The organism is Parasutterella secunda (genome assembly GCF_024733725.1).
Classification (GTDB): Bacteria; Pseudomonadota; Gammaproteobacteria; order Burkholderiales; family Burkholderiaceae_F; genus Aphodousia; species Aphodousia faecalis.
This window is the reverse complement of sequence record NZ_JANRHP010000001.1, coordinates 138,694-164,531: the sequence shown is the minus strand read 5'-3', so window position 1 is coordinate 164,531 and position 25,838 is coordinate 138,694. Positions and strand designations below refer to the sequence as shown.

Below are 25,838 nucleotides of genomic sequence, written 5' to 3'. Positions count from 1 at the left end.
AATATCAGAGGGTCTTTGTGTGAATCTGAATGAGCGGCGTGTCATCCAAAGGCGGCAAAACCTTTCTGGGGCGTCCCGGATAGATGACAGGTGAGTAATCAACTGGGTGGACCAATTCAGGATTGGTGTGCACAACGGTCAAACCACTCTTAGCCAAGGCTTCATCAAGACCGGCTGTCAAACGCGCCATGGCGTCTTCTGCTGTCGCAACTTCAGCGGTTTCAGAAACAGTTTCTTCAACTGCTAAAGTGGCTTCGGCAACAGGAACCTCCACCGTTACCTCGTTTTTTTGAACGTCTTCAACCTTTTCTTCGAGAGGTTGCTCTTCGGCGCGGGGACGCTGTGCCAACGGTTCGCGTTTTTGATTAGCGATTTGACTTTCAACGTTCACGTGACGCGGTTCAACCGTATTTCCCTTCACTTCGCTATGAAGCACGGATTCGTTCAAAGGTTCAGTGCGCACCGGGGCTTCCTCGATATATTCTTCAGGCAACACAATCGGAGCACGGTTCATTTCTTCGGCTTCGATTTCAGGCGGAATTCGATCACGGCGAACCATTAAATCGTCTGTTGTGCGACGACGACGGCGCGGGCGACGTTCAATATTCGGCGTTTCAGCCTGAGGTTGGGCTTCAACAGAAACTTCGACACGTTCTTCAGAAACCTTTGCTTCAGGAATGGTATCGGTAGCAAAGTTGAAGTCTTCGTCATTGGCAACCGTTTGAGGAGCCGGTGCGGCTTCTTCCACAACGGGTTTGGGCAAAGCAACCTTGGTTTCAGGCGCGGGTAGCAATTCCGGAGCGTCTTCACTCTTGACACGGCGGCGCGGACGGCGACGGGTTTGCGTATCACGAACCGCTTCCTTGTCTTGAGTCTTTACTCTTTCCGTTGTTTCCGGTTTATCAACCGTTGCACTCTTGTCTTCATCTTTTTCAACACGGGTGCGTTCTCTGCGTTGACGACGCGACGTAGAGTCCTTCTCGCGACGATCGCGGGGATTGCGGCGAGAGCGACGATCAGAGCGTCCCTTCTTCTCTTCGTCCTTCTTTTCTTCAGCCGGTTTTTGACCGGAACCAAAGAGGAAGTTAATCAGACGTCGGATAAGACTCGGCTCCTGGGCGGCTTGGGCACGCTTGGCCGCTTCTTCGCGGGCGGCCCGTTGCTCGGCCTTCTTATTGATTAAGCGGTCAGCTTCATTGTGTTCAGGAGCTACTTCGGGCATGAAGTTGCGAAGAACCGGTTCTTGGCGTTTGGCCGCCGGCTTTTCTTCCGGTTTCTTCACGCGATAAGGATCGATAGCCTCCTCATCGGGTTGAATTTCTTCAGCTCGCTTGTAGCTAGCCACTTCATCATCCAAGCGTTCATCGTCGTAACGCAGACGTTCGATATGGTAGTGCGGCGTTTCGAGGAACTTGTTAGGAATCAAAACGATAGGCAGACGGTGACGTTGTTCAATCTTGGCAATATCACGACGCTTTTCGTTCAAAAGGAAGCTTGCGACATCCACAGGCACTTGAGCGTGGACGGCTCCTGTGCCTTCCTTCATGGCTTCTTCTTCAAGAATTCTCAAAATCTGCAATGCGCAGCTTTCAGTATCACGAATGACGCCAACGCCGTTGCAACGCGGGCAGGTGATGTGATTGCCTTCGGCTAAGGCCGGACGCAGGCGCTGACGGGACAATTCCATCAAACCGAAGCGGCTGATTTTTGCCATTTGAACACGGGCTCGGTCATACTTGAGCGCGTCTTTGAGGCGTTGTTCAACTGCGCGTTGGTTCTTCGGATCGTTCATATCGATAAAGTCGATCACGATCAAACCGCCCAAGTCGCGAAGACGCATTTGGCGAGCTACTTCGTCGGCTGCTTCGCAGTTTGTTCTGAAGGCGGTTTCTTCAATATCAGAGCCTCTGGTTGCGCGTGCAGAGTTCACGTCAACGGCCACCAGGGCTTCCGTGTGGTCAATCACAATAGCGCCGCCGGAGGGCAGGGGGACCGTACGCGAGTAAGCGGTTTCAATTTGATGCTCAATTTGAAAGCGCGAGAAAAGCGGCGTTTCTTCACGGTAGCGCTTGACCCGGCCCACCATGTCAGGCATCACATGGGCCATGAACTGACGGGCTTGATCGTAAATTTCATCGGTATCAACGAGGATTTCACCGATTTCCGGTTGGAAGTAGTCGCGAATAGCGCGAATGACCAGGTTGCTTTCTTCAACGATCAAAAACGGTGCGGGGTTGGCTCGCTTAAGTGCCTCACCCTTGGGACCGACGGATTCCGTCACGTATTTGGTAACAACGCGGTTGCCTTCACGGCTTTGTAATTCGTATTGCGGTTGAGCGGCTTCGCAGATCGCTTCCCAAAGTTTGAGCAGGTAATTGAGGTCCCACTGGAATTCGTCAACCGTGCGGCCAATCCCAGCGGTGCGGGCAATGATGCTCATGCCGGCAGGCAACTTCAAACGATCCATCGTTTCGCGCAGTTCCTGACGCTCTTCACCTTCAATACGACGGGAAACACCGCCACCGCGAGGATTGTTAGGCATTAAGACCAAATAGCGGCCGGCAAGCGAAATAAAGGTGGTTAGTGCAGCACCCTTATTGCCGCGTTCTTCTTTTTCAACTTGAACAATCAGTTCCTGTCCTTCAACGAGGGCATCACGGATGGTCGCCGTGCGAACATCGACGCCTTCTTTGAAATATTGACGGGAAACTTCTTTAAAAGGGAGAAAACCGTGGCGATCTTCACCGTAATTGACGAAACAAGCTTCAAGGCTCGGTTCGATACGGGTAATGATGCCTTTGTAGATATTGGATTTACGTTGTTCACGGCCGGCTGTTTCGATATCAATATCGATGAGCTTTTGGCCATCAACAATACCGACGCGCGTCTCTTCGGCGTGCGTGGCGTTAAATAACATGCGTTTCATTGAACACTCCGGGCTGACAACCACTGTCGCAGGTCGTCAAAGTCTGGCGTGCCGTGTCAGAAACAAATCCGTGGCGCAAGCATAGCCGGGAAAAACATCCGGCCGCTTAATCTTTTCTCAAATAACCAGACCCCCGGTGAATAGCTCTAACCGAGGTCGTGCGAGAAAACAAATTGTTAGACATGTGTCGCGTCACTATCAAAGCCGCGGTAGGGAGAGCACCGAAACGAACGAATTCAAAATAGTGACCCTATTTTGCATCTATGAGCTCAATCCCTCACATGAGGTCTAATAAACATTATCGTCTTAATATTGACAAGTCTGATTCACCGAAAATGTTCAACGGTGATCCCAGTGGGGCTTGTCCAACCACAGATTTCTTCATCACGGCAATTAACAAACGCCTCTGATCAACCGATTGGGTCCGAAAAGAGGACTTAACAAATACCGTTTGCTGCTTTTCGTGTATTAAACACTTAGGCTTCACAGTCTGCAGACAAACTGCAGCTCCGCCACAACAACCTGAAAGGCAGCTCTTTCAGGCACACAAAAAACTTCGTTGGACACACGGTTCAACAAAGAGAAATTTTTAATCAAAACATGGCTAAAATGCACATGTTGATTTTCGATCAAAGTTGATCGCAACAAACTACATTTTTTGTTCCGATTCAACAAGTTCCCCATTATATAGAGTTATGGCAAATTTAGTTGGGAAAACCCCTATATTTATTCCATCATCGCAAGCGAGTGCTAAAGCTGATGCCGTTGTCTGGATTCGCATCGGCGCGGATGCGGATGGACAAAGGCTTGATAATTACTTATTTCGTATAGCTAAAGGCGTCCCCAAGAGCCATCTGTACCGAATTGTGCGAGGCGGGGAGGTCCGTGTTAATAAAAAAAGAGCGACGGTTGATACCCGCTTGCAGTTGGGCGATGAGTTGAGAGTGCCGCCTATTCGTGTATCGACGATCGCTAAAAAAGAATCAGCCCGTCCGATTGACGATATTGAATTGCCGATTTTGTACGAAGATGAGCACATTTTAGTGGTAGATAAGCCTGCGGGATTAGCTGCACACGGTGGTTCAGGCGTTAGTTTCGGTTTGATTGAACGGCTGCGAGCCACCCGCCCTAACCAACCTTACTTGGAACTTGTGCACCGGCTCGACCGTGACACAAGCGGCGTGATGATGTTGGCTAAAAGCAGAAAGGCTTTGGTCAGACTTCACGAGATGATCCGAAACGGTGAATTACATAAATCGTATAAAACCCTTGTTTTGGGTGACTGGGTCAATGACCGTCAGCACATTAAAGCCCCGCTTTATAAATTTGTAACGTCATCCGGTGAACGGCGTGTCTGTGTGGACGAAGAAAAGGGGTTGCCAAGTCATAGTATTTTTCAGCTCATTGAGCGTTTCGGGGCAGTTTCTTATCTCAATGTTGATTTGAAAACTGGACGCACTCACCAAATTCGAGTCCATGCTCAATGGGCGGGTCACCCTTTGGTCGGTGATGATAAATACGGTGATTTTGAAGAAAATAAGAAAATCGCTAAAGGCAGTCTCGGCATTCCCTTTAAGCGAATGTTTCTGCATGCTTATCGCTTAGAATTCAAGCACCCGATTTCCGGACAGTCAATGTCTGTGACCGCTCAATTGCCTAAAGATTGTGCAGAGTTAATTACTGCTTTAATGCAGAGAAAGGAACAATAACGATGTTGGTACCCAAATTTGATCTGTTTGTTTTTGATTGGGACGGTACGGTCATGGATACAACCGAACCGATCGCCGCGGGTATTTGCCATGCTTTTGTCGCCTTGGGTTATAAAGATCCCGGCATGCAGATCGCCAGAAGTGTGATTGGACTGGATTGGAGAAGTGCGATTTTAACCATTGAGCCTGAATTCCGTTTTGATCACTACGATCAGTTTGAACAAGCTTACCGTGAGTACTATCTCGTTAAAGAAAAGGAAATCGGAATCTTCCCCGGACTTGAAGATCTAATGCGCAAAATGAAAGCGGCCGGTCTGCGTCTTGCCGTTGCAACCGGAAAGAGTCGTCGGGGATTGGATCGGGTTTTTGCACAAACCGGGGTGGGTGATATTTTTGAAGCAACGGTTACGGCTGATGAAAGCGCCGGCAAACCCAATCCGCTGATGCTGCAAATGTTGGCTGAAGAGACTGGTGTGGACATTCATCAAATGGTGATGATCGGTGACACCGAGCACGATCTGTGGTTGGCGAAAAATGCCGGCTGCGCGGCTGTGGCTGTCAGCTACGGAGCATTTCCCAAGAGTGAATTGGTGAAGTGGAAGGTGCCTGTTGTGGACGATGTGCCCCAGTTAGCGAGCGCTCTGGGTGTTGACGAGTTGCTTTAATTTTCTAGTCGAAGTTTTAATGAAGGATATGGGCGGGAAAACCGCCCATGTCTTTTTAAGCTTGACGCCAAAAGCTGCCTTGCTTTTTACGTGCGAAATGCTTGAAGTCTTTCTTCACCTTCCGTTCATTGTTTTTTCGGCTTTTAACAGCCAGGATGGCGAAAATAGTTGGCAATTTCGGTAAATCAATATTCTCTTCAGACCACTCTAAGGCTGTTTTGGTTCTGATGAATTCAGCTTCCCCCGTGACATCGCAGGCAATCGTAATTTTTGTATCGGCTTGAAGTGTTTGACAGAGAAACTCTAAAAAAGCCTGATTGCGGTAGGGTGTTTCAATAAAAATTTGAGTTTCACCCTTGGCACTTTGATGTTCGGCATCGCGCAATGCCTGAGTTCTGCTCGGTTCCTTAATCGGAAGGTAGCCCAAAAAGCGGAAATGCTGACCGTCTAAACCGCTTGCCATTAAAGCGAGCAAAATAGAACTGGGGCCCACCAGAGGCTTAACCTTTAGTCCCTTTTCTTGAGCGCGGGCGACGATCGTTGCGCCTGGGTCCGCTACACCGGGGCAGCCTGATTCGCTGACAATTGCAATGTCATGGCCTTCCAAAAGCGGGGTAAGCCACTCATCAATTTTTTCACTCTGCGGTTCATGACCGATTTCCTCTATGTGAAGTTCGGCAATTGGTTGAGGATGGGAGGCGGCTTTTAAATAAGCGCGGGCGCTTTTGGCATTTTCAGCTAGAAAAAACTGAGTTCTTCGCAATACCTCAAGCGTGTAGGCAGGGATTGTTTCCTCTACCGGACGTTCGGCTATTCGATTGGGTAATAAATACAGCGTTGCAGTCATACTTAATTAGGCCTCACCAATTCCTTCAATAATTTCCAGGCCTGCTTTAGCTAAAAGGTTTACGGTTTCAATAAGAGGCAGCCCGATGAGCGCAGTAGGATCGGTTGAGCGGACTTCCTTCATTAAGGCGATACCCAACTTCTCGATCTTGGCAGAGCCAGCACAATTGAAAGGTTGTTCGCGATCGAGATAATTTTCAATAGTTTTGACGGAAAGTTTTTTCATCGTAACAATAGTCGGAACCATTGTTTCAAAGATTTCGCCTTTTTCACCAATGATGCAAAGGGCTGTCAGAAAATAAACTGTATGTCCTTGCATGCTGGAAAGCTGTTCAATCGCTCGTTCGCGAGTGTGGGGTTTGCCCAAAATTCTTTCTCCCAGAACGGCAACTTGATCGCTGCCGATCACAATTGCTTCGCCCACCATGGATTTGACTTTAAGGGCTTTTTCGCGAGCCAGTCTGACACAAAGGGCTTCAGGTGTTTCACCTTCGTGGCGGCTTTCATCAATATCGGCAGAAACACATTCAAACGGAACACCCAAACGTTCCAATAACTCTTTTCGATAGGGGGAACTTGACCCCAGAACCAATTTCTTCTGTAACATACGCCTCGTAACCTTTTTGGGAGTAAAGGATGTCGAAAAGCAATCAAAACTTTTCCACTGTCGACATTTTTTCAGTGGCAACAAATCGTCAGAAGATTAACACAACGGTGAACATTTCGGAGATGCCCGAACTCGCCAGCCTAATTATTAATAGTGAAACAGTAAAACCCTTTGCAATTGAAATTGAAGGAACGGAAGGCGTCCGCGGTTTGCCGGCGGCCATACTGACTATCGAGGGAAAAGTGCAAATGCGCTGTACCCGCTGCACTCAACCGATAGATATTGACATTGAGCGTGAAGTGCCGTTTCTTTTTGTTAAAAGCGAAGCAGAAGCCAATCGCATTCCTGTTGAAGAAGATGAGGAGTGGGAAGTGGTTGTCGGTTCAGAACATATGGATGTGGCGGCTTGGGTTCAGGAAGAAATCATTCTGTCACTGCCTAATTTCCCCCGTCATGATGATTGTGAAGCTCCGCTTAAACATAGCGACATAGCTTCCGAAGACGAAGAAGTGATCGAAAGACCGAAACCTTTTGCTAACTTACGAGACTTATTGAAGAAAAACTGATATAATCGCAAAACTTTTTTCCAAGCTTTAGGTAATGGCATTGGCAAGATGCGCATATCTAGGGTATAATCGCGTGTTTTCTTAAAGTGGGGTATTGCTATGGCAGTCCAACAAAATAAAAAATCGACCAACAAGCGCGGCAATCACCGTGCTCATGACTTCTTGACGAACCCGGCTACGGCTGTTGAACCGAAGACCGGTGAAGTTCACCTCCGTCACCACATCAGCCCGAACGGCTTCTACCGTGGTAAGAAGGTGATCGACGTTAAGGGTGAATAATTCACTGGATTGAGAAAAGCGCTCTGGAGCTAATCTCGACTTTAGCCTTCGCCGGCAACGCCGAAAACCCCACAGCCAATGTGCAAAACGTTGCGGTGGGAGACAAAACGGGAAAGCTTCATCAGTGATTTTCAATCTGTCGATTAAAAAAGGGAATCCGATATTTGGGTTCCCTTTTTCATTCAATGTGATTAGAATGCCTGCATGCTGAAAAGTTCATCAATTACAACCTACGAAATTTTTCTTCACTTCCGTTCCTTGCCCAGACAGGCAAGGCAATTCCTAGCCCCTTCCGTAACCGGTTGCCGTTTGCATTAGATACATCTTTTCAAGGTTATTTTGTTTGTATTCCTTGTTAGGTGTAAAGATGTCTGAAAAAATATTTGCTAGTGCATTTTTTATGGTGATTTTTTTGGCTGCATTGACAGCGTTCGGTCCCTTTGTAACCGATTTTTATTTGCCGGCCATGCCCGCTCAAGCAAAAGACCTGAACGCCTCAGCGGCTCTGACCCAAGCAGGTCTTTCCGCTTCTATGTGGGGGCTTGCTATGGGTCAACTTATTGTGGGGCCATTATCGGATCGAAAAGGCAGGAAAGTGCCTCTTTTGTGTTCATTGGCTGTTTTTTGTGCGGCGACCGTTGCTTGTGTTTTTTCGCCGACAATGGAATTTTTTGTAATAGCGCGTTTTGTACAAGGACTGGGCGGTGCGGGTGGTATTGTCCTGGCCAAGTCTATTGCAACTGATCTGTATAGCGGTCGGGATTTAGCCAAGTTTTTGTCTATTATCGGAGCAGTTCAGGGATTGGCGCCGGTGTTGGCACCGCTTTGCGGAGCGCTGGTGAACGAATACCTCAACTGGCGAGATATTTTTGTAGTTTTGTTCGTTATTGGTTTAGTGCTCTTGATATCTACTTTATTTTTTAAGGAAACTCTTAAGAGTTATCGTCCCAATACGGCTAAGTTTCCCTTTTTCAGTCTGTTTGCCTTATTAAAAAATGACAAAACTTTTGTCCTGCTTCTCGTGCAGCAGTGTGCGGGTTTTGGTTTGTTATTTGCTTATATCTCAGCCAGTCCCTTTATTTATCAAGAACTTTTCGGTTTGACACCTTTGACCTATTCGGTTGTATTCGGTTGCAACGCTATTGTTATCACCATTGGAACCTTTGTTTGTCAGAGGTTCAAATCTGCTCTGATTTCTCTGAAATTTGGCTCCATTGGAATGCTATTGGGAGCGAGCCTCATTGCAGCCTCATTGTATTGGCAAGCATCGGTTTGGATTCTTGAGGCATCGATCGCTTTTTCGTTGTTGAATTTAGGTCTCACCATTCCATCCGGAACGTCTTTGGCATTGGATCGGCAACGTGAGCGCGCAGGTAGTGCAGCGGCGCTTCTCGGAGCTTTGGGTTTTGTCGCCGGCGGTATCGTTGCTCCGTTATCAGGCTTGGGTACGGGCGGAGCCGGTTTTGCTGCTGTCACTGTGATTTCTACAGCAATTGGTATTGTTGCCGCCTTTTATGCGGCTCGCAGTCTTAGTTTTGAAGAGCAAACGGTTACGGGCGATTAGTTTCAATTTAAGCTAAAAATGCCAGGACTTTTTCTAAGAAAACTGACGGACACTCTTCTTCGGGACTGTGTCCGCAGTCTAATGCTTCGCCGCTGACTGTCACCGCTTTTTCTTTCCATGTACCAATAACATCATAGAGTTTGCCGACTGTGCCGCGGGCACCCCATAAAAGGTATAAAGGACACTGAATTTTTTTATCGGCATCCTCCTTATCGTCCTCAAGGTCAATGCTGGCAGCTGCACGGTAATCTTCGCAAATGGCGTGAATGGTTCTGGGATCTTTGTAGCAGCGAAGATATTCGTTAAAGGCTTTGTCTTCAACACAACCCTTAATTTTGATTTGCCCATTAATGTGATGATGCAGGAAATAGTCAGGATCAAAACCGATCAGTTTTTCAGGAAATGGTTCCGGTTGGATGAGAAAGAACCACCAAAAGTACTTTGTCGCAAATTCCTTGTTGGTTAATGCGTACATCGTTGCGGTCGGCGCAATATCGACAAAAACCGCCTTTGTAACGCTTTCCGGATAGGCAAGAGCCAATCGATGCCCCACTCGGGCGCCTCGGTCATGGCCTATGAAGGCAAAGGTTGGCATGCTTAACAGTCGCATTAACGAGATGAGGTCTTTGGCCATTTCTTTTTTGCTGTAAACGCGATGATCCGGTGTGCTCTCAGGCTTATCCGTGTCGCCGTAGCCTCGCAGATCGGGTAGGACCACCGTGTATTTTTGAGCCAGAAGCGGTGCAACTTTTCTCCAAATAATATGAGTATGGGGATGCCCATGAACCAGCAGGAGAGCGGGGCCTGCGCCACCGATTGCAAAGCGCATCTGGATTCCAGTCTCGAGGTTTGCATCCATCAGGTTGAAGCCATCAATAAACCCGCTAGGACCAATATTAGCTAAAGAACTTTCGGTTTTAATCATCGTTGACCTCAAAAAAGCGAATTGTTTTCTTTCAGCGCATCAGCTCTTTTTTGATGTTTTCTGCTTTTTCACTGTATTCGTCTGTTTTTTCGCCAATAAAAGATTTAGCGGCTTCGTAGTGATCCATTAAAATATCGCCGGCTTCTTTTACTTGTTTTTCAATATCATCGTAGCCAGCTGCAATACAGCTTTGTGCGAGTGCCTGAGCTTTTTCCAGTCCTTCTTTTTGTGCCACTTCATTGATATAACCGACCGTACAGGTAACATCCGTAATGTCCATGTCGCTGCTCGCGGCCGAGAATTGAGCGGCTAATGCGAAGGGAAGGGCAAGCAATAAATGGTGCAGACGCATGGCAGAGACCTTTTAAATTCAATTGTTGTGAGTCCAAGATTAACATGAGTCTGTTTCAAACTCTGTCAAATTTTGTTTCAAATCTTGATTTTTGGCCTTCATAAACGGCCAGGCATTGGCTTTACAATTAGAGCAATTTTTTTGAGAAAGGCTTTTGTTCATGCCTCAGATTTATTCGAAAATCACAGGGACGGGTTCGGCGTTGCCGGAGCGTTCCACCTCCAATCAGGCTCTGGCCGATGAATTGGCTCTGCGCAATATCGAAACGAGTGACGAGTGGATCCGCACACGTACCGGAATTGAGAAGCGCTATTTGGCCGAAAGGGGATTGACAACTACGCAGTTGGCTGAACGCGCAGCTAAATCGGCTCTTTGGGATGCCGGTGTTGATCCTTCTGAAATCGATTTGATCATTGTCGCAACAACGACACCCGATATGGTGTTTCCGAGCACCGCTTGCCAATTGCAAAAGCTTTTGGGCTGTGCCAAAGGGGCGGCATTTGATTTACAAGCTGTCTGCGCCGGTTTCATTTATGCATTAACCAACGCGGATGCGCTCATTCGTACCGGAGTTTATAAAAAAGCGATTGTAGTCGGCGTAGATATCATGAGTCGCATTGTGGACTGGGATGATCGTTCGACTTGTGTGCTCTTTGGTGACGGTGCGGGCGCCGTTGTGTTGGAAGCGTCTGATGAGCCAGGGATTCTAGCCGCAAGGTTAAGCGCGGACGGCACGCTTGATGAAAAAGTGTTGGGTTGCAACGCTTTTGTTAACGGCGGCGAAATTCATGGTGATCCTTTTGTCCGCATGGACGGTCAGCAGGTGTTCCGTATGGCAGTGGGTTCCATGAGTGAGAGCGCTCAGGCAGTTTTAAAAGATGCCGGTCTTACTGTTGACGATATCAATCGATATGTTCCGCATCAGGCAAATTTGCGCATCATGCAAAAGGTAGCCCAAAAGATTGGCATATCGGAAGACAAAATGGTCGTGACGGTTAATCGCCACGGCAATACCTCCGCGGCCTCTGTTCCGTTGGCATTGGATAACGCCGCGCGTCATAATGACATTCAAAAAGGTGATGTGGTTTTAATGCAAGCTGTCGGTGCAGGCATGGCTTGGGGCAGCGTTTTAGTCAAATGGACTAAGGAGAATATTTCATGAAATTAGCTTTTGTATTCCCGGGTCAAGGCAGTCAGACTGTCGGCATGTTGGATAGTTTCGCAGATAACGCTGTTGTGCAGGCTGCTTTAAAGACTGCTAACGATGCATTGGGAGAGAATTTAGCCGAAATGATTCACAGTGGTCCGGCTGAAAGCCTGAATATGACGGTCAACACTCAGCCTGCCATGCTCACCTCAAGCGTTGCCCTTTATCAGGCTTGGCTGGCTTTGGGCGGTAAAAAGCCTGAAGTGATGGCTGGACACAGCTTGGGGGAATATTCAGCGTTGACGGCTGCCGGTGTATTTGATTTGGCTGATGCGGTGCGTCTTGTTCGCTTCCGCGCTAAGGCCATGCAGGAAGCTGTTCCTGTGGGGCAAGGAGGAATGGCAGCCATTATCGGTTTAAGTGATGAAGTGGTGGCCCAAGTCTGCCAGGAAGCTTCTGCTCAAGGCGTGGTTGAAGCAGTAAATTTCAACTCGCCCGGTCAGGTTGTGATCGCTGGCGAAAAGGCTGCTGTTGAAAAGGCTTGTGAATTGGCTAAGGCCCAGGGCGCCAAGCGCGCACTCGTTTTGCCGGTGTCGGCTCCTTTCCATTCTTCTTTGATGAAGCCTGCAAGCGTTGCCCTTCGCGCCAAGCTTGAAGAAACTCCGATGAAGGCTCCAGAAATTGACGTTGTCGCCAACGTGGATGTGAAGGTCCATAAGGATAAGGAAGCGATCATTGAGGCATTGGCCTCTCAGGCAGCGGGCGCCGTTCAATGGGTAAAGACTATTCAAGCTTTTAAAGAAATGGGGGTTACGCATATCGTTGAATGTGGTCCGGGGCGTGTGTTAGCCGGACTTATTAAACGTATCGACAGCTCCATTGTTGTCAAAAATATTAATTCTCAAGACTCGCTTGTGGCCGTGCTTGAAGAAATTAACGCTGCTCAATAACTTAAGCAATAGGAAATAAAAATGACGAATGTGTTTACTGCTGACGCATTGAAAGATCAAGTGGTATTTGTGACCGGTGCTTCGCGCGGAATCGGGGCGGGGATTTTGGATGCTTGCCTGGCTGCCGGCGCAACGGTTATCGGCACAGCCACGAGCGAATCCGGCGCAGCCCGCATTACCGAAAAGATTTCTCAGGCTGGCGGCAAGGGTGAAGGCGTTGTTCTCAATGTCACCGATGCCGAACAAAGCGAAAAAGTATTGGCTGATGTAGCGGCTAAGTACGGTGCCGTGACGGTGTTGGTAAATAATGCCGGCATCACGCGTGATGGTTTGGCCATGCGTATGAAGGATGAACAATGGCAAGAGGTGATTGACACGAACCTGACGCCTGCCTTCCGTTTAAGCCGTATTGTCATGCGCGGCATGATGAAAGCTCGCAGTGGTCGCATCATCAATATCGTGAGTGTTGTGGGTTCCATGGGTAATGCGGGCCAAGCCAATTACGCAGCTGCCAAGGCCGGGGTTGCCGGTTTGACACGCGCTTTGGCTCGTGAATTGGCCTCACGCAATATCACGGTCAATGCTGTGGCTCCCGGCTTTATTGAAACAGACATGACCCGCGCGTTGCCTGAAGATCACCGCCAAGCCCTTTTGGCTCAAATTCCGCTTGCGCGCTTGGGTCAAACGGATGATATCGCCAATGCGGTGCTTTTCTTGGCTTCGCCTGCCGCTTCCTACATTACCGGTGTGACGCTTCACGTCAACGGTGGCATGTATATGGTATAGTCCGAAAGGATGAGGGTTTTCACTCTCATCTTTTTTATTTGCTCTGATAAAATACTAAGAAGTTAATTTTTCGGCGCACCTAATGGCTGCGTCGGTTTGAATTGTCATCAAGGAGACTTATCAAATGAACGACATCGAACAACGTGTCAAGAAGGTTATCGCCGAACAATTGAGCATTAATGAAGCAGACATCAAGAATGAATCTGCTTTCATCGAAGACCTCGGCGCTGATTCTTTGGATACGGTCGAATTGGTTATGGCTTTGGAAGACGCTTTCAAGATTGAAATCCCGGACGATCAACAAGAAAAGTTGCGTACGGTTCAACAAGCGATTGACTACATCCAAGCCAACGCTAAGTAATATTTGCCATCTCTAAGATGGATGCCCCGCCTTAAACACCAAGTAATTGGTTAAGTTTGGGCGGGGTTTTGTTAATGAATTGAATATTTAAGGGAGAATGTCCATGCGTCGTGTAGTTGTAACCGGGCTTGGCATGGTTTGTCCGATCGGCAATGATGTAAAGACAAGTTGGGAAAATGCTTTGGCGGGGAAAAACGGTATTGGTCCGATTACCCGTTTTGATGCGAGCGGCATGGGCTGCCAAATCGCCGGTGAAGTCAAGGACTTCAATGTTGAAGAGTATTTGCCTGCTAAAGAAGCCCGTCGTTATGACCGCTATGTGCATTATGGCGTTGCCGCAGGTACGCAAGCTATTCGTGACGCAGGTCTTGATTTAGAAAAAGAAGATCTCACGCGTATCGGCTGCTCTATCGGTTCCGGTATCGGCGGTTTAGGCATGATTTGCGACAACTACCTCGCTCTTCATGAACGCGGAGCCCGTCGTGTTTCTCCCTTCATGATTCCCGGCACAATCATCAACATGATTTCCGGTCAATTGTCAATCATGTTTGGCTTAAAAGGTCCGAATATCGCTCATGTGACGGCTTGCACAACCGGTCTTCACGGAATCGGTGAAGCCAGTTGGATCATTCGCCGCGGTGATGCCGACGTGATGGTGGCTGGTGGCGCTGATGCGAGCATCTGCCCGGTTGGTGTGGCAGGTTTTGACAACATGCATGCCTTGAGTCGTCGCAACGATGACCCGGCTCATGCCTCACGTCCTTTTGATAAAGACCGTGATGGTTTTGTGATGGGTGAAGGCGCCGGTGTGGTGGTGATTGAAGAACTTGAACACGCCTTGGCTCGCGGCGCTCACATTTATGCTGAAATCGTGGGTTACGGTTTAACGAGTGACGCAGGCCACATCACGACTCCGAACACGGATGGTCCGAGACGCTGCATGGAAATGGCTATGGCTCGCGCCGGTATCAAACCGGAAGATATTGACTACCTAAATGCCCATGGAACTTCGACGAGCGTCGGTGATATCAATGAAACCAAGGCGATCAAGGAAGCTTTTGTTGAAGCCGCGAAGAAACTTGTGGTCAACTCCACGAAGTCCATGACTGGTCACTTGTTAGGTGGTGCCGGCGGCATTGAATCCGTCTTCACAATCTTGGCGGTGAAGAATCAAGTTTCTCCTCCGACGATTAATATCGTTGAACAAGACCCGGAATGCGATTTGGACTACTGCGCCAATGCCGCTCGCCCGATGAAGATTCGTTACGCCATGAAGAATTCTTTCGGTTTCGGCGGCACGAACGGTACATTGATCTTTAAGCACTGGGAAGAATAATTTCTAGCTTGTGATTAATATATGGCCCGAAGAATCTAAATTAGGCTCTTCGGGCTTTGTTCTTTCTGTTTAGGAGTAATGATGGATATTCAAAAAGACAATCAGATGTATATGCAAGTGGCTATGCTTGCCGCGCAAAGAAGCTATGCTAAGCGCCTTAAAGTCGGTTGTGTGATTGTGAAAAACAATTCCATCATTTCAATCGGTTGGAACGGTATGCCGACAGGCTACGACAATTGCTGTGAGATGGAAGTGGACGGTAAGTTAGTCACGCGGCCCGAGGTGCAGCATGCGGAACTTAATGCCATTGCGAAGTTGGCGTATAACGGTTACTGCAGTAAAGATGCAGCGATTTTTATTACGCATAGTCCCTGCATTCACTGTTCACTGTTAATTCAGAAGTGCGGCATTTCCCATGTTTACTATCACGAGATGTATCGTGATGATGCCGGTATTAAATTTTTGAAAAGTGCGGGAATTGTCGTAGAACAGCTTTAGTTGAAGATAATTGTTGTTGCATCGAGCCCACGTTTTGTGGGCTTTTTTGTTGCCTGTTGATATGTATCAAGATGATTTTCTGGGGGGGGGCAGAATGAAGTTGATTTTTTATCTTTACAAAGGATTTGAATATGCAAAACCTTGGAAACTTAACACGTACTGCCTGCGCAACTGCAGTTATGGCTTGTTGGTTGTCGCCCGTATTTGCTTCGGCTCCTTCATATCAATGGACGAGTGGTGATATTCCAGAATTTCAAGAAACAAAAGTCAACACGTACCAAGATCAATTACCAAGCAAGTACTACACATATTTGATTGCTAAAGGATCTGCTTCAGGGGTTTTAGAAAATTTTCGAAGTGATATCGTAGTTAACAAAACATCTGATACATCTTCAGAACCACAACTTTCAGTTATTGATATTACTGGAAACGCTAATATTGATTTAGGTGGTTCTACTTTAGATTTGTCAATTGAGACAGACATGCTTGGTGGCGGCAATAACATGATTGACGCCATTTATGTTAATAATGGTTCTGGTGTAGCTACTATTTCAGCAGACAAAACTACTATTGACGTTAAGTCTACGAATAAAAATGGTAAGAGTGTTTACGGTATAGCTGTAAGCGGAGGTTCTCTACATCTGACAGGATCTGAAGTTAATATAAATTTGGAGACCAACACAGACAGAGACAACACTAACTACAGCGAAGCTTTGGGTCTTGATGTGGCAGGCGGCGAGACTTATGGTTCATCTCAAACGACTTTAAATATCGTCATCAACTCTACAGGTGAAACTGAAACTGGAAAGTTTGAAGATACAGGTAAAAGTGGATTTGATGGTAACTGGTGGGGAGCCTCTCCCGCTACAGCTGTTAAACTGGAGGGAGGTAATTTAAATTTTGAAGGTATTATCAATGCAGACATCACAACTAATGCGGCTAATGCAACAGGTGTTTCTGTTTTGAATTATTTTGCGAACACGAGTCATGGAGAAGTTTGGAATGATGCTGCCGGTGAAATCAATGAATTAAATGTAAAGGTTAAGAGTCAATCAGGTCGTGCTGCTGGCATTAGTGTTGAAAATGTTCCTGATGAAAGTTCCGAGAGAACGGATGTGATTTTGTCAATTAATGGCGAGTCAAATATTACAGCTGAAACAGATAGTGGTAATGCTTACGGGATACTCATCGATGGTAAAACCACTGTAAATATTAATGAAAATACTCAGATAGTAGCCACAAGTAATACTGATGGGAAAGCTTATTCGGCGTCAGTAACCGAAGGATCATTGAGTTTTAAGGGGAGCAATAATTCATTTTTAGGGGATTTTCTTTTAACAAATGAGGCAGATGTAACCTTTGCAGATGGAGTTTCAGAAATTGATGGCAATATTTCATCAGAAGGTGGATCGAAAATTAATTTATTTAACAGTACGATTAATTTAGTTGGTAGTCATACCATTACAGCTGAAAACGTAAATAGTAATAATGGTTCCATTATTTTGAATACTGTAGGTGTTGATACTGTTAGCATTAATTCTCTAGTGGGTGATCAATTGAATGTAATTGCTTCTGCAGGATTAGGTAATAATTTTTCCTCTGTAGAAGAAGCTGCAGAAGCATTACAGAATAGTTTGAATATTGGAAATTCTGATCAAACTGAGACTGAACTTAGTTTCAGTGGTGAAGAAAGTGATGTTCTTGGAGCTTGGTCTGTTGATAAAGATGGCAAAGTTATAGCTAAAGAGAACACTAAATTAGCCTCTATGAAGGGACTAAATGCTGCAGCACTCGTTGCTTGGCGTGACGAAGTGGCCTACACCAACCAACGTATGGAATTCCTGCGTGATAATAGATATGCTTACGGTGCTTGGGCTCAAGTCTATGGTGGCGAAAGCAAGTATGAAGATAAGGCTGAACTCACGACAACAACTGTTCAAGTTGGCGCTGATATGACAATCGGTGATTGGGTTGCCGGTGCCGCTTTCTCTTATATGACTGGTGAAGCGGACTTGTTGCGCGGTGATGCTGATACGGATGCTTACACTTTGTCCTTGTATGCTGAACGTAACTTTGACTCCGGTCTCTTCGTTAACGGTTTAGCACGTTATGGTCGTTTGTCTACTGATGCGACCGCCGGCAATATGGATGCGTCTTATGACAACAATGCGTTCAGCTTAGGCGGTAATGTTGGTTATCGTTTCACTTTTGCCGAACAAGCTTTTGTTGAACCGAACTTCGGGCTTCAATACGCCTATGTGATGGGCGATGACTACAAGGCAAGCAACGGTGTTAAGGTCGAACAAGATGACTTTGACGCTTTGATTGCAAGCTTAGGCGCTCGCGTTGGTTTCAACTTCCCGAATAATGCCGGTAAGCTCTTTGCCCGCGCATCCGTCAATCATGATTTCTTAGGTGAAATCGATGGTACGGCAGGCAATGGTAAGGCTGTTCAAGACATGTATGTCGACCTTGGTGGTACTTGGGTAACCTACGGTGTTGGCACCCAATTTAACATTACGGATAACTTGTCTGTTTGGGGTAATGTTGATCGCACGACCGGTGGTGAAGTTTCTACCAATTACATGATGAATGCCGGTTTGAGATACGTTTTCTAAGATCTCGTAAAACTTGATTTCATTTCTTCAAATGTGTCAGGAATATGAATTTTTCCTGGCACATTTTGTTTTATTGATAAGAATCAAAACGAATTTCTGGGGGGGGGGCAGAATAGCTTTGTCACAACATGGAGAATATTATGTCATTCAAACTCTCTTCCCTATCTTTAGCAATATTATCGTCTATAAGTCTATTCCAGTTGGCATATGCATCAACTATTCGAGCTAATAAAGAAGATATCACGATTGAAGATGGGCTGATTGATCATCCTAAGGACTCAATTGCTGTTTTAGCTCGTGATGGGTACAAACTTACTGTTGATGATAGTGAAATTCAAATAAATGCTAAATATCAAGGTTCTCAAGCAACTGCTAATGGTTTCATTTTTATTGGTTCCAGCGATACAGAAATAGTGACAATATCAACTTCTAATACAACTAGAAATTCGCCGAATATAACAAGAGCAACAGTTTATAGTGACAAGGGTGGTTCATCGATAATTAATGGGAAACAAATTTTTTTAAATGCCTTAGCCTCTTCTGAATTAGCGGCAAATGGTGCTTTTGCCCAAGGTGGTAGCATACAACTCGGTAGTGATTCGTTTACAGAAACAGTCTATATCAATAACCAAGGCAATTCTGAGCCTGACGATGGAGGAGGATTCGAATCTTCTGGTTTGATTGCATACAACAAAGGAAGCTCTATTACAGTGCACACAAAGAACTTGGTAATAGACTCAAGTGGAGTGGGTTTGTTTGTACTTAGTGGAACGCAAGAAACTCAGCCACCGAGCAACAGTGCAAGTATTCAAATAAATGCTGACCATACAGAAATTAATGCGCAAGACACTGGAATAAGAGCTTTTTCAAATGGTCAAATCAGTATTACTGGGGGTGTAACAATCAATGCCCCAACCGCATTCGATGTTAGAGGTAATTCGACAGTAAAAATCAACACGAGTCAAGAAGGCACTGTTCAAATTAATGGAGACATTGCTTTTGAAACGCCTGGACCAGCTGGAAATAGTGGTGACATTATAGATGCGAATGTTGATATTTATTTAACTGGGAGCGATTCTTATTGGAATGGTAACGCGTATCAGCATTATGCTAGAGACATTGAAGATGATGAAGAAAATCCAAAGGTCACGGGACTGCATGTAACTTTAGCTGACAGCGCTCAATGGACTCCGACAATCATTACTGATAGTACTGAAGGTGACACAATATTGAAGGGGCAGGCCCTTAATGATCTGACTTTGAATGGTGGTGTTATTAATTTAACCCAAGGTTCGGATCAAAAGGTTCTTATTGAAGAAACAAGGGGGACAGGTGGCACGGTTAACTTGTCGACAACAACTGCTCCAGATGGTACCTTGACTGCAGCAATTATCGATTTCGGCGATATTGAGGGTACGCCTGCTTTAGCTGTAAATTACACTGGCATTACTGCGGACGATGTCAAGAGCGGAAATCTTGCTGATATAAAGGGAGGAATTAAATCTACAGAAGGTTCTTCTTTTACTCAAACTAAATTTGTTGAACAAGGTGCCGTCAAGGGCGCAATTACTGAGACTTACAATGAAAAGGGTGAATTTGTTTCTCGTACCGTGGCCGAAAACACTCGCCTAGACGCATACGGATCTGTTGCCGCTTTGAGCATCATGCAGTGGCGCCATGAAATGAACGATCTCACTAAACGTATGGGTGATTTGCGCACAAGTCCTCAAGGCGTTGGTTCTTGGGCTCGTATCTATGGTTCTGAACAAGAATACGGTTCTCAAAACCTTACGGCTAAGAATACGTCCGTTCAAATTGGTGCGGATACCGATATTGGTAACGGTTGGAAAGTGGGTGCTGCTTTCACGTATACCGATGGTTCCGCGGATTATGACTTAGGTGACGCCGACAACAAAGCTTATGGTTTAGGTGTCTACGGTACTTGGATGGCTGACAATGGTCAGTTTGTGGATTTGATTGCTAAATACAGTCGTTTAGATACAGACTTCAAGCTTGAGGGCATGAACGGCAGTTCTGACAACAATGCCTTTAGTGTCAGCGCCGAATACGGTTGGCACTTAAGACTTGGTGAATTCGGATTCTTTGAGCCGCAAGCTGAAGTGACTTATGGCTATATCCAAGGTGATAAATTCCACACGAGTAATGGTGTTGAAATTGATCAAGACGATTTTGAATCGCTGATCGGTCGCATCGGTTTCAGAACCGGCTTCCACTTCCCGAAAGACAAAGGTTTAATCTACGCCCGTGTCTCTGGTTTGCATGATTTCAAAGGAGACTTTGACTCAACGGCCACATTGATGTCTGATCGCAGTATTTACGACAACATCGGTGAAGATTTGGGTGATATGTGGGTTGAATTCGGTATCGGAGCCAACTTTAATTGGACACCGAACACATACACCTATGTCGACCTTGAACGCACCAATGGCGGAGACGTCAAGGAAAACTGGCGTTGGAACATCGGTCTTCGCCACGTCTTTTAATTAGACGTTAAGTTTTAATTTCAAATGTGCCAGGAATGCGAAATATTTCTGGCACTTTTTTTAAATACTGAAAAATAGCTCAAGCATTGATTAGATCAGCAATAAAAACTTTTAGAGTCTATTCCTTTAAAACATCATTTAACGATATCTGGATAAAAATGACTTACAGATAAAAAACATTGAGAATAACAAAGACTTCTATGTCTCTCAGATCAAATTTGTGGTGCTCATCAAGAGTATTTTTCATTTGTTTTAAATGATTAGTGTAGCATGAACGATAACGTTATTTGTCAGTTAAATAGGAGGGTGCGATGACGATGAAAGAATTTGATCAAGACTTGGTTGAGACCATTCAGAAGTTAAAGACCGAGCCGGATGTGATCAAGGCGCTCACTCTTGTAAAAGAGCAATTGCCAGAAATGATAGAGTTGCAAAAAGAACTCGTTTTAATTGAAGCTCCTTCTTTCCACGAAAAGAAGAAAGCTGACCGTTACGCAGAACTCTTAAAAGAAGCCGGATTAGAAAATGTCACCATTGATGATCATTTCAATGTGATAGGGCGTATCTCAGGTATTGGGCACACAGGAAAGTCCGTCTTGTTAGAAGGGCACTTGGATACGGTTTTCTCGTTTGGTGATGTAAAAGGAGTTACCGTGGATGAGCAGGGCCGTATTCATTGCCCAGGTATCTGTGACGACACACGAGCGCTCGTGGCAAACCTTTCTGTTTTAAAGGCTCTTAAGTCAGTCGGCATTTGTCCCTACCATGACATCATTATCGCAGGGACTGTTTGTGAAGAAGGTTTAGGCGGTATGTTGGGAATGCGCACGGTCCTGGATTCCCTTGAAAAGAAAACGGAGATCCTCGCCTCGATTTCTATTGATGGAGCAACGAATGACCGCTTCTATGCCAATGCGACAGGCATGGTGGATTGGTCTGTGACGTTTACAGGCCCCGGTGGTCACGCGTGGACTGCTTTTGGTATTCCAAGTGCGGTGCATGCGGCTAGTAGGGCGGCCACATTGGTGGCGGATATTGAATTGCCTACGAACCCCAAAACAATCACGACAGTGAGTTTGATTGAAGGGGGACAAGCCATACATGGTATCGCTCAAAAATGCACCTTTAAGATTAATGCGAGGTCTGATTCTCAGGAGGCTCTGGAAGAACTTAATTGCCAGATGATTAAAGCTTTTGAGTTGGGAGCCAAGTTGGAAAATGAACGCTGGGGTAAAGCGGATGTTGTCAAAGTGACGTACGAAAAACTCTTAAACATCCCGGCGGGTAATCAGGATGATAACTGTCGCATTATTCAGGCCGCTAAACTGGTGACCGAAGCTATTGGCATCAAACCGACTTTTATGCCTGGCGGAAGCACCAATGCAAACATAGCGATTGGCAAAGGAATTCCGGCGGTCTGTTTCGGACGCGGAGGAGAGGAATACGGTCAACACACTTTGGATGAGTGGTTTAATCCTGAAGGAGTGGAAGCCTGTGAGCAAAAATCCATTTTGATGCTGCTGACACTGGCAGGGCTTGATGAGCGAATCAAACCGTTGGCAGAGACGCTTAAGTAGGTAATTTCTCGCTTGCTTTTGTAAGATCAGTGTAAGAATCTTTTCAGCGCATAAAAATGCCGAAAGTTCTAAGAATTCTCGGCATTTTCATCATTAAAAGAACATGTTGGCGTGTTACAATGGCCTCGTTTCGGAATAAAGGGAAAGGCAGTTTTTCTAGCCGGTTTTCCCATTGGTCCGAATACGTGTTTTTAACGTTATTAAATTCGACTGATGCAAAATATTCGCAATTTTTCCATTATTGCCCACATCGACCATGGTAAATCCACACTCGCTGACCGTTTGATTCAGCGTTGCGGCGGGTTGTCTGACCGCGAGATGGAATCTCAGGTATTGGACTCCATGGACCTTGAAAAAGAGCGCGGCATTACGATTAAAGCGCAGACCGCGGCTTTGAAGTACAAAGCTAAAGACGGACAAGTCTATGAACTTAACCTTATTGACACGCCGGGGCACGTGGACTTTTCTTACGAAGTCTCCCGATCACTGAGCGCTTGCGAAGGGGCGCTTTTGGTGGTTGATGCCACGCAAGGTGTAGAGGCTCAAACGGTTGCCAACTGCTATACGGCCATTGATTTGGGTGTGGAAGTGATTCCGGTACTCAATAAGATGGACCTTAACTCCGCTAATCCCGATGAAGCTAAAGAAGAAATTGAAGATGTGATCGGAATTGACGCGACGGATGCGATTCCATGCTCGGCCAAAACGGGAATGGGGGTTGAAGATATCCTTGAGCGCATCGTTCGCGATGTGCCGGCTCCGAAGGGAAGCGACACGGAGCCGTTGCAAGCGTTAATTATTGACAGCTGGTTTGATAACTACGTAGGCGTTGTGATGCTTGTGCGCGTTGTCAATGGCACGATTAAGCCTAAAGACAAGATTTACTTGATGGCCACAGGCGCCACCCACTTAGTTGAACAGGTAGGTAAATTCACGCCGAAATCTACTCAGTGTGAAAAACTTTCCGCCGGAGAAGTGGGTTTTGTCATTGCGGGTGTCAAAGAACTTCGGGATGCCAAGGTCGGTGATACGATTACGTTGGCCAATAAGATGGCCAAAGAGCCGTTGCCCGGCTTCAAACAAGTTAAGCCTCAGGTCTTTGCCGGACTTTATCCGGTTGAATCGAACCAATACGAAGCCCTTAGAGATGCTTTAACGAAGTTGCAGTTAAACGACGCGGCTTTGCAATTTGAGCCTGAAGTTTCGCAAGCGTTGGGCTTTGGTTTCCGCGCGGGCTTTTTAGGTCTTTTGCATATGGACATTGTGCAGGAGCGCCTGGAGCGCGAATTCAACATGGACCTGATTACCACGGCTCCCTCGGTTGTCTATGAAGTGCTCAAGACAGACGGTGAAGTGATCCAGGTTGAAAATCCTTCCAAGCTGCCCACGCCTGACAAAATTGCTGAGATTCGTGAGCCGATTGACACGGTGACAATCTTCGTTCCTAGTGATTATGTCGGCCCCGTGATGAAGCTTTGTAATGAAAAACGCGGTGTTCAGACCAACTTGGCCTATCATGGCCGTCAGGTGCACTTGACGTACGATTTGCCGTTGGCAGAAATTGTGCTCGACTTCTTTGATCGCTTAAAGTCATTGACTCGTGGCTACGCGTCTATGGACTACGAATTCAAAGAGTACCGTGCGGCTGACGTCGTAAAGGTTGACATGCTTATTAACGGCGATCGCGTGGATGCGCTTTCATCCATTATCCATCGCGCCAATTCTGTCGCCCGCGGCCGTGAAATCGTTACGCGTCTTCGCTCGCTCATCCCGCGCCAGATGTATGACGTTGCCATTCAGGCAGCCATCGGCGCCAACATTATTGCCCGTGAAAACGTGAAGGCGCTCAGAAAGAATGTGCTCGCCAAGTGTTATGGCGGCGACATTACTCGTAAGAGAAAGCTTTTGGAAAAACAAAAGGCGGGTAAGAAGCGCATGAAACAAGTGGGTACGGTTGAAATTCCTCAGGAAGCATTCCTTGCCATTTTGCAAGTGGATGACAAATAATCGGGGGCTGAAATGAATTTTTCTTTAATTTTGATGTTATTGACGGTGGGCACCGGCATTATTTGGTGTTTGGACCGTTTCTTGTGGCGCCCGAAACGTTTGCTTCGTGCCAAGGAAGAGGCTGACCGCTTCTCTGAGCTGAATCGCCAAGCCATTGATCAAGGTGAGATGAGCGTTATCGGTGAGGCTCAGAGCATTTATCAAAAACTCAGCGCCCAACCCAAATGGATTGAATATACGGGCGGTTTTTTCCCGGTTATTCTGTTTGTTTTTATTTTGCGCTCTTTCCTTGCGGAACCTTTCCGTATTCCTTCCGGATCAATGCTGCCGACTTTGCACGCGGGGGACTTTATTCTCGTCAACAAGTACGAGTACGGTTTACGCTTCCCGGTCTTCAATTTTGCCATTACCGAAGGCACGGCTCCCAAGCGCGGTGACATTGTTGTCTTTAAATATCCGTTGGATAAAAACGTTGACTTTATTAAGCGCGTAATCGGTTTGCCCGGTGATGAAATCCGTTATGTTGACAAGCAGCTTTATATCAACGGAGAACTTCAGCAAATCACGCCTGACGGCACTTTCTTTGATAAAGAGACCTATACGGATTTAGACCAATTTGACGAAAACTTGGATGGTGTCAAACACAAGATCCTTGAAAATGACAAAGTGCCATCCATGGCTCGCCCGGTCCAAGGCCACAATGGTTTGAATCAATGCCTCTACAACATGGGGGATGTGGTTTGCAAAGTCCCCGAAGGTCATTACTTCATGATGGGTGACAATCGAGACAATTCCGCTGATAGCCGCTTCTGGGGTTTTGTGCCGCGTGAAGATATTGTTGGTCGAGCCTTTTTCATTTGGTTAAATATCAGTGACATGGGCCGCATCGGCTCCATTCAATAGGAGATCGGAGATGTTGCCCTTAGAAAGCCTTGAAGAAAAAATTGGTTACCGCTTCACAAACCGCAAACTTCTGCAGCGTGCCGTCACACATCGCTCATTCGGCGCAGAAAATAACGAGAGACTCGAATTTTTAGGCGATTCTGTTTTAAATTGCGTGATTGGTCAAGCTCTCTTTTTACGCGATGCCCACTTTAATGAGGGGTCTCTTTCACGCGTTCGCGCGAACTTGGTATGCCAGGATGCTTTGGCTGAAATTGCCAATCGTTTGGTTTTATCCGATTATCTTCGCCTAGGTGAAGGTGAAATGAAGACGGGCGGAGCCCACCGCCCGTCCATTCAGTCAGATGCGATGGAAGCCATTTTCGGCGCTATCATGACTGAAAGCGGTTTTGATACGGCTAAAGCCGTGATTCTGAAACTTTATGAGCCGGTTTTAAGTAAGCTCACGCCGGAGCGCATGGGTAAAGACGCTAAAACGCTATTGCAGGAATTCTTGCAGGCTCACCATTTAGGATTGCCCGAATACACTGTGGTTGATATCCGCGGTGCCGCGCATGATCAAACATTTGATTGTCAGTGTGAAGTCAAAAAGTTGGATATTTGTGTGAAGGGGACTGGCAAGAGTCGCCGCTCAGCCGAGCAGGCGGCAGCCAAAATCGCCTACGAATTGGCTGAACAGCATTTCCATAACAAGAAAAAGGGGGATCACTAA

General features: G+C 46.5%; 22 protein-coding genes. 17 read left to right on the top strand and 5 right to left on the bottom strand.

Translation table 11 applies throughout. The features are described 5' to 3' along the window. Nucleotides 1–4: 4 nt before the first annotated feature. The gene (locus NW199_RS00775; protein ID WP_258333302.1) at nucleotides 5–2,926 is read right to left on the bottom strand and encodes an Rne/Rng family ribonuclease; all 2,922 of its coding nucleotides are present in this window, start codon (nucleotides 2,924–2,926) and stop codon (nucleotides 5–7) included. 695 nt (nucleotides 2,927–3,621) lie between these two features. On the opposite strand from NW199_RS00775, the gene NW199_RS00770 reads away from it, so the two are divergent. Together NW199_RS00770 and NW199_RS00765 are read left to right on the top strand one after the other, a co-directional pair. Further along, a complete protein-coding gene (locus NW199_RS00770; protein ID WP_258333301.1) occupies nucleotides 3,622–4,635 on the top strand; it encodes an RluA family pseudouridine synthase in 1,014 nt (337 codons plus the stop codon). 2 nt (nucleotides 4,636–4,637) lie between these two features. Next, on the top strand, nucleotides 4,638–5,300 hold the full coding sequence (locus NW199_RS00765) for an HAD-IA family hydrolase (RefSeq protein ID WP_022472299.1): 663 nt from the start codon (nucleotides 4,638–4,640) through the stop codon (nucleotides 5,298–5,300). Nucleotides 5,301–5,355: 55 nt separating this feature from the next. On the opposite strand, the gene NW199_RS00760 is transcribed toward NW199_RS00765, so the two are convergent. Then, nucleotides 5,356–6,147: an SAM-dependent methyltransferase gene (locus NW199_RS00760; RefSeq protein ID WP_258333300.1), complete on the bottom strand. Its 792-nt coding sequence runs from the start codon at nucleotides 6,145–6,147 to the stop codon at nucleotides 5,356–5,358. 6 nt (nucleotides 6,148–6,153) lie between these two features. Further along, nucleotides 6,154–6,753, bottom strand: coding sequence for a Maf family protein (locus NW199_RS00755; protein ID WP_258333299.1), 600 nt, complete (start codon nucleotides 6,751–6,753; stop codon nucleotides 6,154–6,156). Between the two features lie 29 nt (nucleotides 6,754–6,782). Between NW199_RS00755 and NW199_RS00750 the strand changes: the two genes are divergently transcribed. The 3 genes from NW199_RS00750 to NW199_RS00740 all read left to right on the top strand — a co-directional run bounded on the left by NW199_RS00750 (nucleotide 6,783) and on the right by NW199_RS00740 (nucleotide 9,162). Further along, nucleotides 6,783–7,319: a YceD family protein gene (locus tag NW199_RS00750; RefSeq protein WP_249092716.1), complete on the top strand. Its 537-nt coding sequence runs from the start codon at nucleotides 6,783–6,785 to the stop codon at nucleotides 7,317–7,319. Nucleotides 7,320–7,418: 99 nt separating this feature from the next. Then, nucleotides 7,419–7,598 carry a 50S ribosomal protein L32 gene (gene rpmF, locus NW199_RS00745; protein ID WP_022472295.1) on the top strand — a complete coding sequence of 60 codons (180 nt, stop codon included), beginning with the start codon at nucleotides 7,419–7,421 and terminating at the stop codon, nucleotides 7,596–7,598. A gap of 367 nt (nucleotides 7,599–7,965) precedes the next feature. Further along, nucleotides 7,966–9,162, top strand: coding sequence for a multidrug effflux MFS transporter (locus NW199_RS00740; protein ID WP_258333298.1), 1,197 nt, complete (start codon nucleotides 7,966–7,968; stop codon nucleotides 9,160–9,162). A 7-nt stretch (nucleotides 9,163–9,169) separates the two neighbouring features. Here NW199_RS00740 and NW199_RS00735 read toward each other — a convergent pair whose 3' ends face one another. Continuing rightward, nucleotides 9,170–10,087, bottom strand: a complete 918-nt coding sequence (locus NW199_RS00735) for an alpha/beta fold hydrolase (protein ID WP_258333297.1) — start codon at nucleotides 10,085–10,087, stop codon at nucleotides 9,170–9,172. Between the two features lie 31 nt (nucleotides 10,088–10,118). After that, nucleotides 10,119–10,439, bottom strand: a complete 321-nt coding sequence (locus tag NW199_RS00730) for a hypothetical protein (protein WP_258333296.1) — start codon at nucleotides 10,437–10,439, stop codon at nucleotides 10,119–10,121. A 160-nt stretch (nucleotides 10,440–10,599) separates the two neighbouring features. On the opposite strand from NW199_RS00730, the gene NW199_RS00725 reads away from it, so the two are divergent. From NW199_RS00725 to rnc, 12 genes are all read left to right on the top strand, one after another. Continuing rightward, complete coding sequence (locus NW199_RS00725) at nucleotides 10,600–11,601, top strand: beta-ketoacyl-ACP synthase III (RefSeq protein ID WP_258333295.1); 1,002 nt, start codon at nucleotides 10,600–10,602, stop codon at nucleotides 11,599–11,601. Continuing rightward, nucleotides 11,598–12,536, top strand: coding sequence for an ACP S-malonyltransferase (gene fabD / locus NW199_RS00720; RefSeq protein ID WP_258333294.1), 939 nt, complete (start codon nucleotides 11,598–11,600; stop codon nucleotides 12,534–12,536). The genes NW199_RS00725 and fabD overlap by 4 nt, the downstream gene beginning before the upstream one ends. Before the next feature lie 21 nt (nucleotides 12,537–12,557). Then, a complete protein-coding gene (gene fabG / locus NW199_RS00715) occupies nucleotides 12,558–13,322 on the top strand; it encodes a 3-oxoacyl-ACP reductase FabG (protein ID WP_258333293.1) in 765 nt (254 codons plus the stop codon). 124 nt (nucleotides 13,323–13,446) lie between these two features. Then, nucleotides 13,447–13,683 (top strand): acyl carrier protein, encoded by a 237-nt coding sequence (gene acpP / locus NW199_RS00710; RefSeq protein WP_022473006.1) that lies wholly within the window; start codon nucleotides 13,447–13,449, stop codon nucleotides 13,681–13,683. Between the two features lie 97 nt (nucleotides 13,684–13,780). Next, nucleotides 13,781–15,019, top strand: a complete 1,239-nt coding sequence (gene fabF, locus NW199_RS00705; protein WP_258333292.1) for a beta-ketoacyl-ACP synthase II — start codon at nucleotides 13,781–13,783, stop codon at nucleotides 15,017–15,019. 81 nt (nucleotides 15,020–15,100) lie between these two features. Beyond that, complete coding sequence (locus NW199_RS00700) at nucleotides 15,101–15,517, top strand: deoxycytidylate deaminase (protein ID WP_022473004.1); 417 nt, start codon at nucleotides 15,101–15,103, stop codon at nucleotides 15,515–15,517. Between the two features lie 131 nt (nucleotides 15,518–15,648). After that, nucleotides 15,649–18,135 carry an autotransporter outer membrane beta-barrel domain-containing protein gene (locus NW199_RS00695; protein ID WP_258333291.1) on the top strand — a complete coding sequence of 829 codons (2,487 nt, stop codon included), beginning with the start codon at nucleotides 15,649–15,651 and terminating at the stop codon, nucleotides 18,133–18,135. Nucleotides 18,136–18,275: 140 nt separating this feature from the next. Beyond that, nucleotides 18,276–20,639, top strand: a complete 2,364-nt coding sequence (locus NW199_RS00690) for an autotransporter outer membrane beta-barrel domain-containing protein (protein WP_258333290.1) — start codon at nucleotides 18,276–18,278, stop codon at nucleotides 20,637–20,639. Between the two features lie 311 nt (nucleotides 20,640–20,950). Then, nucleotides 20,951–22,216, top strand: coding sequence for a M20/M25/M40 family metallo-hydrolase (locus NW199_RS00685; RefSeq protein WP_258333289.1), 1,266 nt, complete (start codon nucleotides 20,951–20,953; stop codon nucleotides 22,214–22,216). 213 nt (nucleotides 22,217–22,429) lie between these two features. After that, nucleotides 22,430–24,223 (top strand): translation elongation factor 4, encoded by a 1,794-nt coding sequence (gene lepA / locus NW199_RS00680; RefSeq protein WP_258333288.1) that lies wholly within the window; start codon nucleotides 22,430–22,432, stop codon nucleotides 24,221–24,223. Between the two features lie 12 nt (nucleotides 24,224–24,235). Further along, nucleotides 24,236–25,126, top strand: a complete 891-nt coding sequence (lepB, locus tag NW199_RS00675) for a signal peptidase I (protein ID WP_258333287.1) — start codon at nucleotides 24,236–24,238, stop codon at nucleotides 25,124–25,126. Between the two features lie 10 nt (nucleotides 25,127–25,136). Beyond that, nucleotides 25,137–25,838: a ribonuclease III gene (rnc, locus tag NW199_RS00670; RefSeq protein WP_258333286.1), complete on the top strand. Its 702-nt coding sequence runs from the start codon at nucleotides 25,137–25,139 to the stop codon at nucleotides 25,836–25,838.